Here is a 13011-nt window from a genome sequence, read left to right on the forward strand (position 1 = left end):
AGTGATCTTTACATGAATCCCATACATTCTCCCCAGTTGACCCCCTCAGAAAGTACAGCAGAAATTACAATTGATGTTTCGGCTAAAACCTCATCGGATCAGATTATCCGGATGGAAAATGTAACGAAAGTTTACGGCACCGGAGAGGCGGAAGTTCGTGCCTTAGCAGGGGTAAATTTTAGGTTAGAAAACCATGAATATTGTGCCATCATGGGGCCGTCGGGATCGGGAAAATCCACCATGATGAACATGATCGGCTGTTTAGATCGTCCCACCTCTGGACGCTATGATCTTGATGGAATTGATGTCACCACTTTATCAGAATCCCAACTCGCAGAAGTCCGTAACCGCAAAATTGGGTTTGTTTTCCAACAGTATCACTTACTCCCTCAATCCAGCGCCCTCGATAATGTAGTGTTGCCTATGATTTATGCTGGGGTAGAGCATGGGGAACGGTGCGATCGCGCGGCGGCAGCCTTAGAAAAAGTGGGATTAGGCAATCGCCTTCATTATAGACCTAATCAACTTTCTGGTGGTCAACAACAACGAGTTGCGATCGCCCGCGCCATCGTCAACCACCCCATTATACTCCTCGCCGACGAACCCACAGGAGCCCTAGACTCCCGCACCGCCAACGAAATCCTCGATCTCTTCACCGAATTAAATCAAGGGGGAATGACCGTTATTTTAGTCACCCATGAAGCAGATGTAGCCAGTCGCACCCGACGCATTGCTTGGTTTAAAGACGGAACCGTTTTATATTCCCATCTCACCCCCGATCAAATTAAAGAAGTCGCCCTAGAACCCCATTAAATTTATAAAAATTTGTAGCCATTAATACAAAAAATAGAATGAACTTAAGCATTAGTTCTGTTGTCAAATGCCCCTGCATAAAGGCTTAAAAAGGGACAGAATTAAGTTTTTTTGACTTTTTTCCTAATTTGTGAAGCATTGTCACCGATTTTAGAAAATTACCTTAAAATCAGAATAATAGCTGAGGTTAATACGCTTACTTTTTGATAATCAACAACAGGGAGCAGAGAATTAGACTCCCCATAGCCGTGAGTTAAATCGGAACTAAAACTGAGTCACTCCCTCGTTTAAGTTTGACCCTATTTTTCAGAAAATATAGTTTCATTTAAGTATATTTTCGGGCTTGTTTTGTCTATTTCCCACTCTATCTATAACTCCCTACTCAGCCCATAGAAACTCGTCATGACCGACTATCGATTACCTATCTCTAACAGCTTTATGTCTAGCTTTCTCTTCAAATCATCCCCCATTCCCTATCACACCTTACTCGGGGTTATGATTCTTTGTTTAATCCCCTTTGGCTTAGAAGTTCTAGGCTTTGATTTCAGTACCATTCGACCTCTAGTTTCGCTACAAGACTTAGCCAAGCAAAGTCCCACCCAAATGTTGGACAGTATGCACTATTCCCTTGCGGGGAGTTTTGTTCATTCTCTCCTAGAATGGAGTGCATTTTGTACCGCTCTTTTTACCGCTATTCTCGCCTTTGTTCACTTCACCTTTAACCGAGATATTGTTACCCCTATTATCGGTATTGCTCTGTTTTATGCAGGCTGTATGGATGGATTTCATACCCTCGCCGCCGATCGTTTAATTGAAGGCGTTGCTAGTAGTGAAACCCTCATTCCCTTTACTTGGGCAATGTGTCGCCTCTTTAGTGCTGTGATTATGATTGCTGGGGCTAGTATTTTCCTAATCCGTAAACCCATTAAAATATGCAGCAGTCTGAGTTTTATTGCCGTCGCGGCTGTTCTTTCTGGCATTATTGCTTACAGTACAATTTTAATGTGTGTGCGCAGTAATAACCTGCCCATCACCCTATTTCCAGACTCCATTATTACCCGACCTTGGGACGTATTACCCCTAGTATTATTTGCCGGAGCCGGATTTTTTGTTTTTCCCCAATTGTGTTATCGTCATCCCAGTTTATTTTCCCAAGCCTTATTAGTCAGTACCGTTCCTCAAGTTATTACTCAAATTCACATGGCCTTCGGTTCAAGTGAACTTTTTGATAGTAATTTTAACGTGGCTCACTTCCTAAAAATTGTGGCTTATCTCGTTCCCTTTGTGGGGCTATGTTGTAGTTATATTCAAATTAACCGAGAAAAGACTCAAACCGTTACCGAACTGGAAAAAACTAAAAAATCTCTGCTGAATCAAACCGAAGCGCTCGCCCAAACCAACTACTCTCTCCAAACATCAGAATTACTACTGCGTGAACAGAAAGACGAATTAGAAGAAGCCCTGAAAAAACTGCAAAATACCCAGTTTCAGTTAGTCCAAACTGAAAAAATGTCAAGTTTGGGGCAGTTAGTGGCTGGGGTTGCCCATGAGATTAATAATCCGGTTAACTTTATTTATGGCAACTTGATCCATGCTGATGAATATACCAAAAATATTTTACAAATCATGGATTTATATCAGCTTTACTACCCCCATCCTGCCCCAGAAATTCGGGAAACAATGGATGATTTAGATGTTGAATTTGTCCTAGAAGATTTTCCCAAACTCATGGCATCAATGCAAATGGGAGCCAAGCGCATTAAAGAAATTGTGTTAGCCTTGCGCAACTTTTCCCGCATGGATGAAGCGGAATTAAAATCCGTTAATATTCACGATGGGTTAGATAGCACCCTGACTATTCTGTATAACCAAATGAAAGAGAAACCGGAATGTCAAGCCATTGAAGTGATTAAAAACTATCAAAATTTGCCTGATGTGGAATGTTATGCCGGACAGTTAAATCAAGTGTTTATGAACTTAATCAGTAATGCTATTGATGCCTTAGAACCTCTGCGTGAGAAGGAACAATCTCCTCCCTCAACACCCACCCTATGGATTGAAACCGAACATATCGATTCTCAAATTTATATCCGCATTCGCGATAATGGATCGGGGATTCCTGAAGAGATTAAACATCGTCTATTTGACCCCTTTTTCACCACCAAAGGCATCGGTAAAGGCACAGGTTTAGGACTCTCGATTAGTTACCAAATTATTGTAGAACGTCATCAAGGGAATTTATCCTGTAGTTCGGATTGCACTCGCGGCACAGAATTTGTTATTCAAATCCCAGTTTATCAGGGGTGATAGTTACGGGAGTAATAATGACGATATAATAATTCTAACTGTCCTCCTAACTCCTGAATTAAAGCCAATTGCCGTAAATATAACCCGCGAAAACTATTGGCAAAGAGGAGAGTAATAATGGCCACAACTAACCCCATTCCGGTGGAAACTAATGCCTCACTAATTCCTCCCGTCACGGCTTGGGGAGTGCTGCCGCTTAAATCGCCGATTTGTAACCCGGAAAAGGCCTGCATGAGGCCTAAAATCGTCCCCAATAGCCCTAAAAGGGGGGCAACGGTGATAATGGTTTCAAACACCGTGTTAAAGCGTTTCAGGATGGGTAATTCCGCTTGAGTGGCACTTTCGAGGGCGAGGCGAAACTCTTCGGGGGTGGGGTGATCGAGAGAGAGGGCAACCCAAAAAATCCGGGGTAGGGGTAGGGTAAGATTAGCTTGGAGGAGTTGATAAGCGCGATCGCACTCCCGAGGATACAACCGCAAAACCGCCTCAATCACCCCCCGTTGACGACGCTGCACCCGTAACCAAAAGAACACCCGTTCCCCAATTAACACCATAGCCAACAGAGAACACCCCAAAAGCGGCACCGTCACCCAGCCACCAGCTACAACCGGAATAACACTCAACATCACCATGAAATCTAACCTATCCAATTTAAACCATGAAATTCAACCTAGGATGTCAATTAAACTACAACATTGCCAGCGATAGTACCTTAATTTTTAACGTCGCAGTTTGCAATAATCGCTTTCAAAATATCCTGCACGAAGACCTACAGATTACCTCCCAAGTTAAAGTCGATAAATATACCTCTTCCGAACTGGAAAATCGCTATATTCGGGTTAACTCATCCCCCGGAAAATTACAGCTATCCTACCAAGCCACCGTAGAATTGAAACATTTTGAAGAATCCCCCCATAATATCCCCGAAGTCCCCCCCGCCCAACTGCCCTTAAACGTCCTGCCCTATTTATACCCGAGTCGTTACTGTGAGTCAGATCGCCTCATCCGATTTGCTCAAACCGAATTCGGGCATTTAGTGCCAGATTATTCTAGGGTAACGGCAATGTGTAACTGGATCTATGAAAATGTCGCCTATTTGTCAGGGAGTACCAATGCTCATACTTCAGCCTTTAACACGGTGACAGAACGGGCTGGAGTCTGTCGAGATTTCGCCCATTTAGGCATTGCTTTATGTCGGGCTTTAAACATCCCCGCCCGCTTTGTAACGGGATATGCCTATAATTTAAAGCCTCCAGATTTTCATGCTTATTTTGAGGCCTATTTAGGCTGTCGTTGGTATTTATTTGATGCCACTCGTTTAGTTCCCCGCACGGGACTAATTCGCATCGGTACGGGAAGAGATGCGGCAGATGTTGCCTTTGCCACGATTTTCGGTTCCGTTGTAATGGAACAAATGGACTTGTTTGTAGACTGTATCAGTGTTGGTGAGTCTCCCCTCTATACTGATCAGGCGATCGCTTTTTTAGAGTAGGGCGTTAGGGGACAGGGAGCAGGGGAGAGGGAATAGGGAATAATTCTTGATACCTCGACTCCCGACTCCCTAGGGCGCAATGCTTGCGCCCCTACACCGACTCCCCATCTCCTCCTCAGCCTTGGATTCCATAAGCAGCACAAACTGGGTTGCTATCCATCCCCTCCCTGCAAGCGAGGAAGGGGAATTCCGCAACATTTTTGTTAAACTAACTACAACATGACTCTATGAATACCCTGTAAAATGATTCACTACAACGGGGTTTATAACAAACGGACGAGAGCAACCCGTCCATATCGTGGATCCGTTTCAATGGCGATAATCTCCACCTGGGACCAAGAAAAACCGTCCCTTGTTGGAATCGAGAAGGTTGTAGACTCTCCTAAACCGAGAGCGCAACAGTGCTTAAAAATGGCGGGTCTATATTGGCGGGGTAAAAAATTTTCTTCTCCCATTTTCCAAGAAGCCTCATTATAAAAAGCCAATTGCCCCTCATAATTTAGGATTCCGGCGGGATAATGGAATTGTTCACACCAGCGCAAGGCCAAAAACCATTTAGCCTCAGACAGTCTTGAATAGGTCTTATGTGGGTTCGGATGTTGTAACACTCGATATCCAGTTTCACATGAAACGATGGTTCCCCCCAAAAAACCAAAGATAGTTCCGATCGCTTCGCTCATAGCTGATAAACTCCTGTAAGGATTGAGTTAGGTATAAAAACCCACCCAGCCCATTCATCAATCGGTGCTTTGATGTTATCAGCTTAAATCCTTCTCACCCCGACTCACAGAAATAACGGAAAGAGTTAATAAAATCCTCTCCACTCACCCAGAATTTTAGATTCTCTTTAGGAATGGGGTCAAAAATGTGACAGAATGATAGATCCCCGACTTTTAAGATGGCTTAATAATTCTTAAGCATTTCCGAGATTTGTCCATGAACAGACATCACCTAAAAGCAGGATTTTAGGCGATGTCTACTCTTCACAACGGATTAATGGCTATTCAAAAAACAAGAGTCTGGAAGGACAATCACTTAACCCGATTCAAGAAGAGTGAATTAAGTTGTTACTAACTCTTTGTCTTCCACCTCTTGATGTTTAGTATTTTTAAACTGCTCCAGTAACCGATCCGCCCAGTATTTGACATCATAAGTCGTCACGGTTTTATACATCTTGGTCATGACCTTTTCTTGTTCTTCAGGAGACATAGCTAAAGCCCGGTCAATCGCATCATTCATGCGGTCAATGGAATAGGGATTAGTCAAAATGGCTTCGGGTAACTCCACGGCCGCCCCCACAAACTCGGATAAAATCAAGACCCCATCTTTCCCCTCATGAGCCACAATGTATTCTTTAGCCACAAGATTTAAACCATCTCTTAGGGGGGTTGTCCAACAAATATCCGCCGCTTTATAAAGGGCAATCAGTTCATGAAAGGGCAAGGGTTGGGTAAATAATAAAATTGGCGACCAGCCCAATTTTGCATATTTCCCGTTAATTTTCCCCACCAACTGTTCAATCTGACTCTGGGCGGTTTTATAGACCCGCATCCCGGCGGCTGGGGTGACACAACTCACCACAAAGTTCACCTTGCCATGCAACTCAGGACGGCGTTCTAATAAACGCTCGTAAGTTTCCAACATTTCCTGATTGCCTTTTACATAGTCTACCCGTCCAGTGGCGAGGATCAGTTTGCGACCTTGTAATTCTTCTTTGATTTTGGCAACGTGAGCCTTGGTTTCTTCTTTTTGCAGGGTATTTAGGATATGTTGAGGATTAGTTCCAACGGGGAAGGCATCAATATTGACTAATTGATTTTTATGGCGGATTTTAGTGATGACTTCCGGTTCCGCTAAGGCTGTCCCAACAGGGGTTAGATGTTCCGGGACGGGTTCTTGTTGGACAATTTCAATTTTCCGTAAACTACGAGCCACGTTGACGAAGTTTTCTGAGTAACGGGGAATGTGGAAGCCCACAATATCACAACAGAGTAAGCTGTCTACAATGGCTTCTCGCCAAGGCAAGATATTAAAAATATCTACGCTGGGGAAGGGGGTATGGTGGAAGAAGGCAATCCGAGCGTTGGGTTTTTTCTGGCGGATGTAGTAAGGCGCTAACCAGAGATTGTAATCGTGAATCCAGATTAGGGCATCTTCGGCGGCTTCTTCACAGGCCGCCTCTGCGAACATTTGGTTGATTTCTTGGAAGTTCGCCCAGTCGGAACTTTCGTAGGTGAAGTGATAGGGGAAGGAGTGCAAAATAGGCCAAAAGGCTTCTTTTGAGGTGATGTGGTAGAAGTGTTTGACTTGTTCGGCGCTGAGGGGTATACGATAAACGCTGTAATTGCCTTCTCCTTCGATGTTGACTTTGGTTTCAAAGTTGGTTTTTTGTTTGGCTGTGACTTGTTTCCAAGCAATCCAAGTGCCGCGACTGACGCTAGCAAAGAAGCTTTTTAGGGTGGGTAGAATTCCGTTGGGGCTTTTCTTTTGGCGGTAGTGAATGACACCGTTTTCTATGACTTCATCATAGGGTTCGCGGTGGTACAAGATCACAAGATCAGATTTTTGCATGGTTGTTTTGTCTCAGTTATAGGGTTAAAGAATGAATGGGTTGGGAGTTGGCGATCGCACCAATCCCCAAAAACAGCAGGATCAAGGATGAATCCTTGTCTCAAATCCTTGTCTTGTCGGTGGGAATACCTGCTGATGGGTTGGGACTCAAAACCTTTCCCAGAAGTCCGTTTAGCTATGTCATGATTTTCCAATAAACTCGATGGCTAGAGATATCAAACCTCTGGGCAAATAGACACAATACATTGTCTGTACAATATCATACCAGATTTCGCCCATTCCGGATCATCCCCCGTAGATCCCGCCAAAAACAAGGGAGAGCAATGCTCTCCCCCAGCCTTCACTATGAGCGTCACGTTTCGTCCGGAATAGGCTGCTTTGGTACTGTAGAGTTACCCCAGTATGGCCTTTCACGTAAAGTAATCGGGAGCGCGGAAGCCCCCATCTTTTAAGTGGGCGAGGAAGCGCGACTCGGGCGGCTTTAGCCGCCGTGAAAGTATGTTACCTAAAATGTCGGCTTGAAGGCTCTCGGTTTTACCGATGAGATGAAAAGACGACCAATTTAGGGCTACAGAAAGCCCCCGACCGTAGTCGGGGTAAGCTTACGAGAACTTGTTCCACACAGAACAGAATTCCTGTGTTAGAGTGAGCATAAGACCTCCTGTAACAACATCCTCCCCATCAGCGCGATAGATAATAGCTTATGGTATTTACAACTCGCGGGCTAGTTTTTGGCACAACAGCATTAGTAATCACCACCGTGGCCATCATGGGCGCCCTGCCCCAGAGCAAAGCTTTTTTCAATGAAAGTCCTAAAGAGCTAGTTGATGAAGTTTGGCAGATTATTAATCGTCAATATGTCGATGCGACCTTTAATCAAGTCGATTGGCGTGCGGTACGCAATGAGTATTTAGACCGGAATTATAGTAGTTCCGATGAAGCCTACAAAGCGATTCGGGAAATGCTCGAACGCCTTGAAGACCCCTATACTCGTTTTATGAATCCAGAAGAGTTCAAAAATATGCAGATTGACACTTCTGGAGAACTTACTGGGGTAGGTATCCAAATTTCCAAAGACGAGCCATCAGATCGTTTAATTGTCGTGTCTCCCATTGAAGACAGTCCAGCCTATGAAGCGGGGATTCTCTCCAAAGATATCATCATGAGAATTGATGGCAAAGACACCCTCGGCATGGACGTTAATGAGGCAGTGCAACTGATTCGCGGTAAAGTTGGCTCTCAAGTGGTGCTGACGATTCGACGGGGTGAAGAAGAAATAGACTATCCCATTACCCGCGCCAAAATTGAAATTCATCCAGTCCGTGCGAGATTACAACACACAGAATTAGGCAATATTGGCTATATTCGCTTGAATCAATTTAACGCCAATGCAGCCAAAGATATGCGGGAAGCGATTCAAGACTTTGAAGCCAAAAACGTCGCAGGTTATATTCTTGACCTCCGTTCTAACCCCGGTGGGCTGCTTTACGCCAGCATTGAAATTGCTCGAATGTTTATCCCCGAAGGTACGATTGTTTCAACAGTTAATCGGGATGGAGAGATGGATCGGCAGGTGGCTAACAATCGCTCCTTAACAGATAAACCGATGGTGGTTTTAGTGGATGGCGGTTCGGCCAGTGCCAGCGAGATTCTCTCAGGAGCCCTCCAAGATAATGATCGGGCGGTGTTAGTGGGAACTCAAACCTTTGGCAAAGGTTTAGTCCAGTCCGTGCGGAGTGTGGGCAATGGCGCAGGTTTAGCGGTGACTATTGCTAAATATCTCACCCCTAGTGGTCGGGATATTAATAAAGAGGGGATTCCGCCAGATATTGTTTTCGAGATGAGCGAAGAAGAGCGGAAAAACCTACAAACCAATAACGAAAAACTCGGAACTTTAGATGATCCCCAATTTGCTAAGGCTTTAGAAGTCTTGCGGGAAGAAATTGCTGCGAAAACGGGGATTCGTGTAGACGCGACCCCTCATTAGTTCGTGATATATTAGGCAATGATTCAAAAGCATTGGGATTGGAGTTAAACTGAACTCTAGTCCCATTTTGCTATTGTTGATTGATTGTTTAGTGGCTGAATTGGCCTCTTTTTTGATTCCTACAGAGAAAAACAGCATGGAACGAATTACCCCGGAAGAACTAGCAAAATGGCGGAGTCAGTTGGTCAATTATCTACCCGCCCAAAAAGCACTATTAGAACTTGAGGACTGTGAGGGGGATTTAGAAGATGCCGCCATTTCTTTAGCGATTCGGGCGGGACAACAACCCCAACAAGATAATGCCGAATGGTTGGCCTCCCTAGCGAAACGCTGCCGCGCTGCCATTTGTCAGGACAGTATTTTGCGGGAGAATATCGCCACGGGGGAATTAGAAAAAGCGGCCATTGCACTCGCTAATTTAGATTTAATTCCGCCAATTCTCGCAACTCCGGTGTTGTTTTATGTGCTGAAACAAGGTTTAGATCAATTTTGCCAGCCGTTTGATCAAACTCCTGATTAGCTCCCGAGGGACTGTAGAAAGGAACAAGTTAAAAGGGGCAACAAAACTCAGGAACAATTGTGAGCTTTAAGACTTCAAAGGTACTCTGAGGACGTTTGCAAGCGTTGTCCAATAATTAACTTTAAACTTTTTTGATTCAGTCACACCCTACTGGAGTTCTGTTATGTGGAATTGGGCTAAACAATGTTTTTTTTCTGCCTCAACACAACCGTTAGGGGTTCATTCTTCCCCGAGTCGTCATCGAAAAAATCGCAATCATCGCCATTTTTGTGGTCCGGCCATTGTGGAAGAAATGATTCATCCCCATTGCCGCGGCCGGGTGCGTTATCGTGCGGGGTGGTGGTTTGCCCTCTGTGAACAGGAAACGATCATTTCACCGGGGGAAGTGGTGGAAGTGGTGGGGATTCAAAATATTACCTTGTTGGTGAAACCGCGATCGCACGTTTAAAGCTTCTAGAACCTGAACATCCTGTGCTTCTTTACGGCTCAGATTTGCTCCTCATACTCAAAATCCCCTAGAATATCCTCTAGACCATGATAAATAAAGCATTGATAAGTTCAGGTAAAAACGAATATGACAGCGCAAATTCAATTTTCTAGAGGGATTGCAGAAGAGACAGTCCCTGATGTCCGTGTGACGCGCAACCGGAACGGGAACGGCGGCACCGCGACGTTTTATTTTGATGATCCCAATATCTTAAGCGCGGAAAATAGTGACGAGATCACCGGGATGTACTTGGTGGATAGTGAAGGGGAGATTATGACCCGGGAAGTGAAGGGGAAATTTATTAATGGTCAAGCTCGTGCCATTGAAGCCCTGTTAGTGATGCGTTCTGAGGAGGAATGGGAACGTTTCCTGCGTTTTATGCAGCGTTATGCGGAAACCCAAGGTTTAGAATTAACTCGTTCTTAATTGGTTTTTGACTCCTTTCTGATGATCCTAACCCCTCATCCTGATTCTGACCCAAAGGCGTTATCTTGCGCGGTGATTACCGTTAGTGATACGCGAACCGTGGAAACGGATCGGAGTGGTGCGTTGATGCGGCGTTTGTTGAGTGAGGCGGGTCATCAGATTGTTTTCTATCAAGTGCTGCGGGATGAACCCCAAATGATTCAAGCTCAATTGATGGATTGGGGGAAAAATTCCCAGTTACAGGTGATTTTGCTCAATGGGGGGACGGGGATTGCCCCACGAGACAGGACCTATGATGCCATTGTTCCCCTGTTGGAAAAGACGTTACCGGGGTTTGGGGAACTGTTCCGACTGTTGAGTTTTCAGGAAATTGGTTCTCGGGCGATGGCTTCTCGGGCGATCGCAGGAATTTATCAGAATAAGCTGATCTTTTCTGTTCCGGGCTCCACAAATGCGGTGCAATTAGCGATGGAGCGCCTGATTTTGCCGGAATTAAATCATCTCGAATCAGTGATTAGTCAATCCTAAACCAGGAACAGCTAATCGCTTGCCCGTTGAGAACCCCAACGATCTTGGGGCAGGAAGTTGCGATCGCGCGGAATGGCCGCCACAGGTTCAGTCAACGTAAACTGACCCAGAGTAATCCACTGTTTTAGTTCTAGCGCCACTTGTCGGGACAGGCGAAGACTGGCTAGGGGGGCAGTGCGTACCGTTTGCCCATCGATTTTAATTTGACCGCTTTTCAGGGCAGCATAACTGACTAAACCAAAGGTCGGACGGACGCGGCGAGGAATGGAAAAGTCTACCACGGGGGCGACAATATCTTGATCTTGAATAGCTGCATGGGCGACAACTTGTTCATGGAGAACAGGCAGGGGAACCCCTACGCCCAACATGATAGACGCGCCATAGTTTTTGAAGTAACAGCCCCGCACCCATTGGGGGGTCATTTGTTTTGCATCCCCAATCACGGCCAGAGTGGCTGCTGGGCCAATAGGGGTTTCATTGGGGAGGCGCTTCTGTAAGGGGAAGTGTTGGGTGCCTTCCCAAGTGATGTAACCAATGCCGCCCCCTAAAAAGATTTTCGTACCAATGCCGATGACTTCCAGTTGGGGATCATTGAATAGGGGGGAAATAGCACCGGGGTTAGAATAAACCGCATTGCCGAGACAGGGATAGAGGGGGCCAAGGTAAGTGTAGAGAGTGCGATCGCCTCCATTCACCCCAACAATAAAATTTTGATATAGATTACGAGGATTAAATAAGTAAAACTGATTAATTGTCTCTCGGGTGATGGTAGTTTCAAAGGAGGGGAGGGGGTAACAATCGGTTACTTGCCCCAGCGCCCGCAGTTGTACAGGTTTCCCGGCAATCAGATCCTCAATGACATGACCGCCCCCCCGTTCTGGCAGCACCGTATTTAAGCGGCTTTCTTCTGCGTCCCCTAGGCCGCCATATTCGGCCATCACCGTAGCCCCAAGGTATAAATCCACTGCACCCAGTCCCGCATAGGCTGGAACGCCTTCTAGCCAGCACTGACGAATTTTGATCGGGGGGTCCGTATGGCCGAGGTTGAAGATTGCCCCGGTGGACTCCATGGGTTCAAAGGTTCCCGTTGTGATCACATCGACTTCTTGGGTGGTTTGGGTCACGCCCACTTCTTGGACTCGGGCTTTCAGTTCCTCAACGGTCAAAACAACGGCTTTTTGTTGTTGGATTTTTTCGTTAATTTCGGCGACGGTTCTTTGCAAAATGGGGACACTCCTTCTGGGGCAGATAAGAATTCAGCATTTCTGGTTTTATCCGCTCTTTTAACTTTATGATTTTCTAGAAAATCTATGATGATCTAGTAAGGCTGCGGTATTCCTATTCAGTCAACTGATGAAGTATTATTGCCATCAACATCAAGTCTTTAGCTTAACCACATCATCCCAGTTAGAGACGCTATAATAATCATGTCTTCGATTAATTACAGTGCTTGACTGTATTTGTTTATTCAGTTGTGACCACCAGTGCCAATCGTGCCGAGAATGATTCACTCCTAAACGGGCGGTAAAGGTACTGGGTAATCTTTCACTCAATCGCATACCTCGTCTAGCTATAGCTAAAGCTGCGACAACATCACTTGAGAGTCCATACATACGGGCATATTTGACCATACCAATTAGGCTGGTAAAGGCTGGATTAACTTCAATTAGGTAAATCCCTCGGTTAGAGCAGATAGCCTTTAAGGTTTTAAAAAATTGGCTATAAGCCCAACCTGATAGAATTCTTGCATATTTCTTACCTCTTTCTCTGAACTCGGCTTTTTTATTCTGGAAGTCTAGTATTTCATGAACAATAGGACAGGTATAAAAATCTGCCAGTGTAGCCAGTTCCAAGCAAGCTTTGACGATTTGAGCTTGTGC

Annotated in this window: 12 protein-coding genes and 1 pseudogene; 8 read left to right on the forward strand and 5 right to left on the reverse strand. The window is 45.2% G+C overall.

Features of this window, described 5'->3' with window-relative positions; all coding sequences use genetic code 11:
- The first annotated feature begins 12 nt into the window (after positions 1 to 12).
- The gene (locus tag SPI9445_RS0121190; RefSeq protein ID WP_017306797.1) at positions 13 to 813 is read left to right on the forward strand and encodes an ABC transporter ATP-binding protein; all 801 of its coding nucleotides are present in this window, start codon (positions 13 to 15) and stop codon (positions 811 to 813) included.
- Positions 814 to 1215: 402 nt separating this feature from the next.
- Complete coding sequence (locus SPI9445_RS0121195) at positions 1216 to 3120, forward strand: ATP-binding protein (protein WP_100227107.1); 1905 nt, start codon at positions 1216 to 1218, stop codon at positions 3118 to 3120.
- Here SPI9445_RS0121195 and SPI9445_RS0121200 read toward each other — a convergent pair.
- Complete coding sequence (locus tag SPI9445_RS0121200; protein WP_017306799.1) at positions 3111 to 3752, reverse strand: MotA/TolQ/ExbB proton channel family protein; 642 nt, start codon at positions 3750 to 3752, stop codon at positions 3111 to 3113. The genes SPI9445_RS0121195 and SPI9445_RS0121200 overlap by 10 nt on opposite strands.
- Positions 3753 to 3778: 26 nt before the next feature.
- Here SPI9445_RS0121200 and SPI9445_RS0121205 point away from each other — a divergent pair, with 26 nt between their 5' ends.
- Positions 3779 to 4612, forward strand: coding sequence for a transglutaminase-like domain-containing protein (locus tag SPI9445_RS0121205; protein WP_017306800.1), 834 nt, complete (start codon positions 3779 to 3781; stop codon positions 4610 to 4612).
- Between the two features lie 263 nt (positions 4613 to 4875).
- On the opposite strand, the gene SPI9445_RS0121210 is transcribed toward SPI9445_RS0121205, so the two are convergent.
- Positions 4876 to 5292: a hypothetical protein gene (locus SPI9445_RS0121210; RefSeq protein ID WP_017306801.1), complete on the reverse strand. Its 417-nt coding sequence runs from the start codon at positions 5290 to 5292 to the stop codon at positions 4876 to 4878.
- A gap of 379 nt (positions 5293 to 5671) precedes the next feature.
- A complete protein-coding gene (gene ggpS / locus SPI9445_RS0121215; protein WP_017306802.1) occupies positions 5672 to 7183 on the reverse strand; it encodes a glucosylglycerol-phosphate synthase in 1512 nt (503 codons plus the stop codon).
- Positions 7184 to 7886: 703 nt separating this feature from the next.
- Between ggpS and ctpC the strand changes: the two genes are divergently transcribed.
- The 5 genes from ctpC (at position 7887) to SPI9445_RS0121245 (ending at position 11131) form a co-directional block, all read left to right on the forward strand.
- On the forward strand, positions 7887 to 9170 hold the full coding sequence (gene ctpC / locus SPI9445_RS0121225) for a carboxyl-terminal processing protease CtpC (protein ID WP_017306804.1): 1284 nt from the start codon (positions 7887 to 7889) through the stop codon (positions 9168 to 9170).
- Positions 9171 to 9306: 136 nt separating this feature from the next.
- Complete coding sequence (locus SPI9445_RS0121230; RefSeq protein WP_026079995.1) at positions 9307 to 9690, forward strand: hypothetical protein; 384 nt, start codon at positions 9307 to 9309, stop codon at positions 9688 to 9690.
- Between the two features lie 163 nt (positions 9691 to 9853).
- Positions 9854 to 10138 (forward strand): NfeD family protein, encoded by a 285-nt coding sequence (locus SPI9445_RS29445; protein WP_017306806.1) that lies wholly within the window; start codon positions 9854 to 9856, stop codon positions 10136 to 10138.
- A gap of 126 nt (positions 10139 to 10264) precedes the next feature.
- The gene (psb28, locus tag SPI9445_RS0121240) at positions 10265 to 10603 is read left to right on the forward strand and encodes a photosystem II reaction center protein Psb28 (protein WP_017306807.1); all 339 of its coding nucleotides are present in this window, start codon (positions 10265 to 10267) and stop codon (positions 10601 to 10603) included.
- A gap of 21 nt (positions 10604 to 10624) precedes the next feature.
- Positions 10625 to 11131 (forward strand): MogA/MoaB family molybdenum cofactor biosynthesis protein, encoded by a 507-nt coding sequence (locus tag SPI9445_RS0121245; RefSeq protein ID WP_017306808.1) that lies wholly within the window; start codon positions 10625 to 10627, stop codon positions 11129 to 11131.
- 11 nt (positions 11132 to 11142) lie between these two features.
- On the opposite strand, the gene SPI9445_RS0121250 is transcribed toward SPI9445_RS0121245, so the two are convergent.
- Positions 11143 to 12354: a homocysteine biosynthesis protein gene (locus SPI9445_RS0121250; RefSeq protein ID WP_017306809.1), complete on the reverse strand. Its 1212-nt coding sequence runs from the start codon at positions 12352 to 12354 to the stop codon at positions 11143 to 11145.
- 153 nt (positions 12355 to 12507) lie between these two features.
- Positions 12508 to 13011 (reverse strand): annotated as a pseudogene (locus SPI9445_RS0121255) (IS200/IS605 family element transposase accessory protein TnpB); the annotation flags it as partial.

The organism is Spirulina subsalsa PCC 9445 (assembly GCF_000314005.1).
Lineage (GTDB): Bacteria > Cyanobacteriota > Cyanobacteriia > Cyanobacteriales > Spirulinaceae > Spirulina_A > Spirulina_A subsalsa.

Coding starts and splice junctions, on each gene's coding strand:
- SPI9445_RS29445 (WP_017306806.1), top strand. CDS start 9,854: ATGTGGAATTGGGCTAAACAATGTTTTTTTTCTGCCTCAACACAACCG.
- SPI9445_RS0121200 (WP_017306799.1), bottom strand. CDS start 3,752: ATGGTGATGTTGAGTGTTATTCCGGTTGTAGCTGGTGGCTGGGTGACG.
- ctpC (WP_017306804.1), top strand. CDS start 7,887: ATGGTATTTACAACTCGCGGGCTAGTTTTTGGCACAACAGCATTAGTA.
- SPI9445_RS0121230 (WP_026079995.1), top strand. CDS start 9,307: ATGGAACGAATTACCCCGGAAGAACTAGCAAAATGGCGGAGTCAGTTG.
- SPI9445_RS0121210 (WP_017306801.1), bottom strand. CDS start 5,292: ATGAGCGAAGCGATCGGAACTATCTTTGGTTTTTTGGGGGGAACCATC.
- SPI9445_RS0121205 (WP_017306800.1), top strand. CDS start 3,779: ATGAAATTCAACCTAGGATGTCAATTAAACTACAACATTGCCAGCGAT.
- SPI9445_RS0121245 (WP_017306808.1), top strand. CDS start 10,625: ATGATCCTAACCCCTCATCCTGATTCTGACCCAAAGGCGTTATCTTGC.
- SPI9445_RS0121195 (WP_100227107.1), top strand. CDS start 1,216: ATGACCGACTATCGATTACCTATCTCTAACAGCTTTATGTCTAGCTTT.
- psb28 (WP_017306807.1), top strand. CDS start 10,265: ATGACAGCGCAAATTCAATTTTCTAGAGGGATTGCAGAAGAGACAGTC.
- SPI9445_RS0121190 (WP_017306797.1), top strand. CDS start 13: ATGAATCCCATACATTCTCCCCAGTTGACCCCCTCAGAAAGTACAGCA.
- ggpS (WP_017306802.1), bottom strand. CDS start 7,183: ATGCAAAAATCTGATCTTGTGATCTTGTACCACCGCGAACCCTATGAT.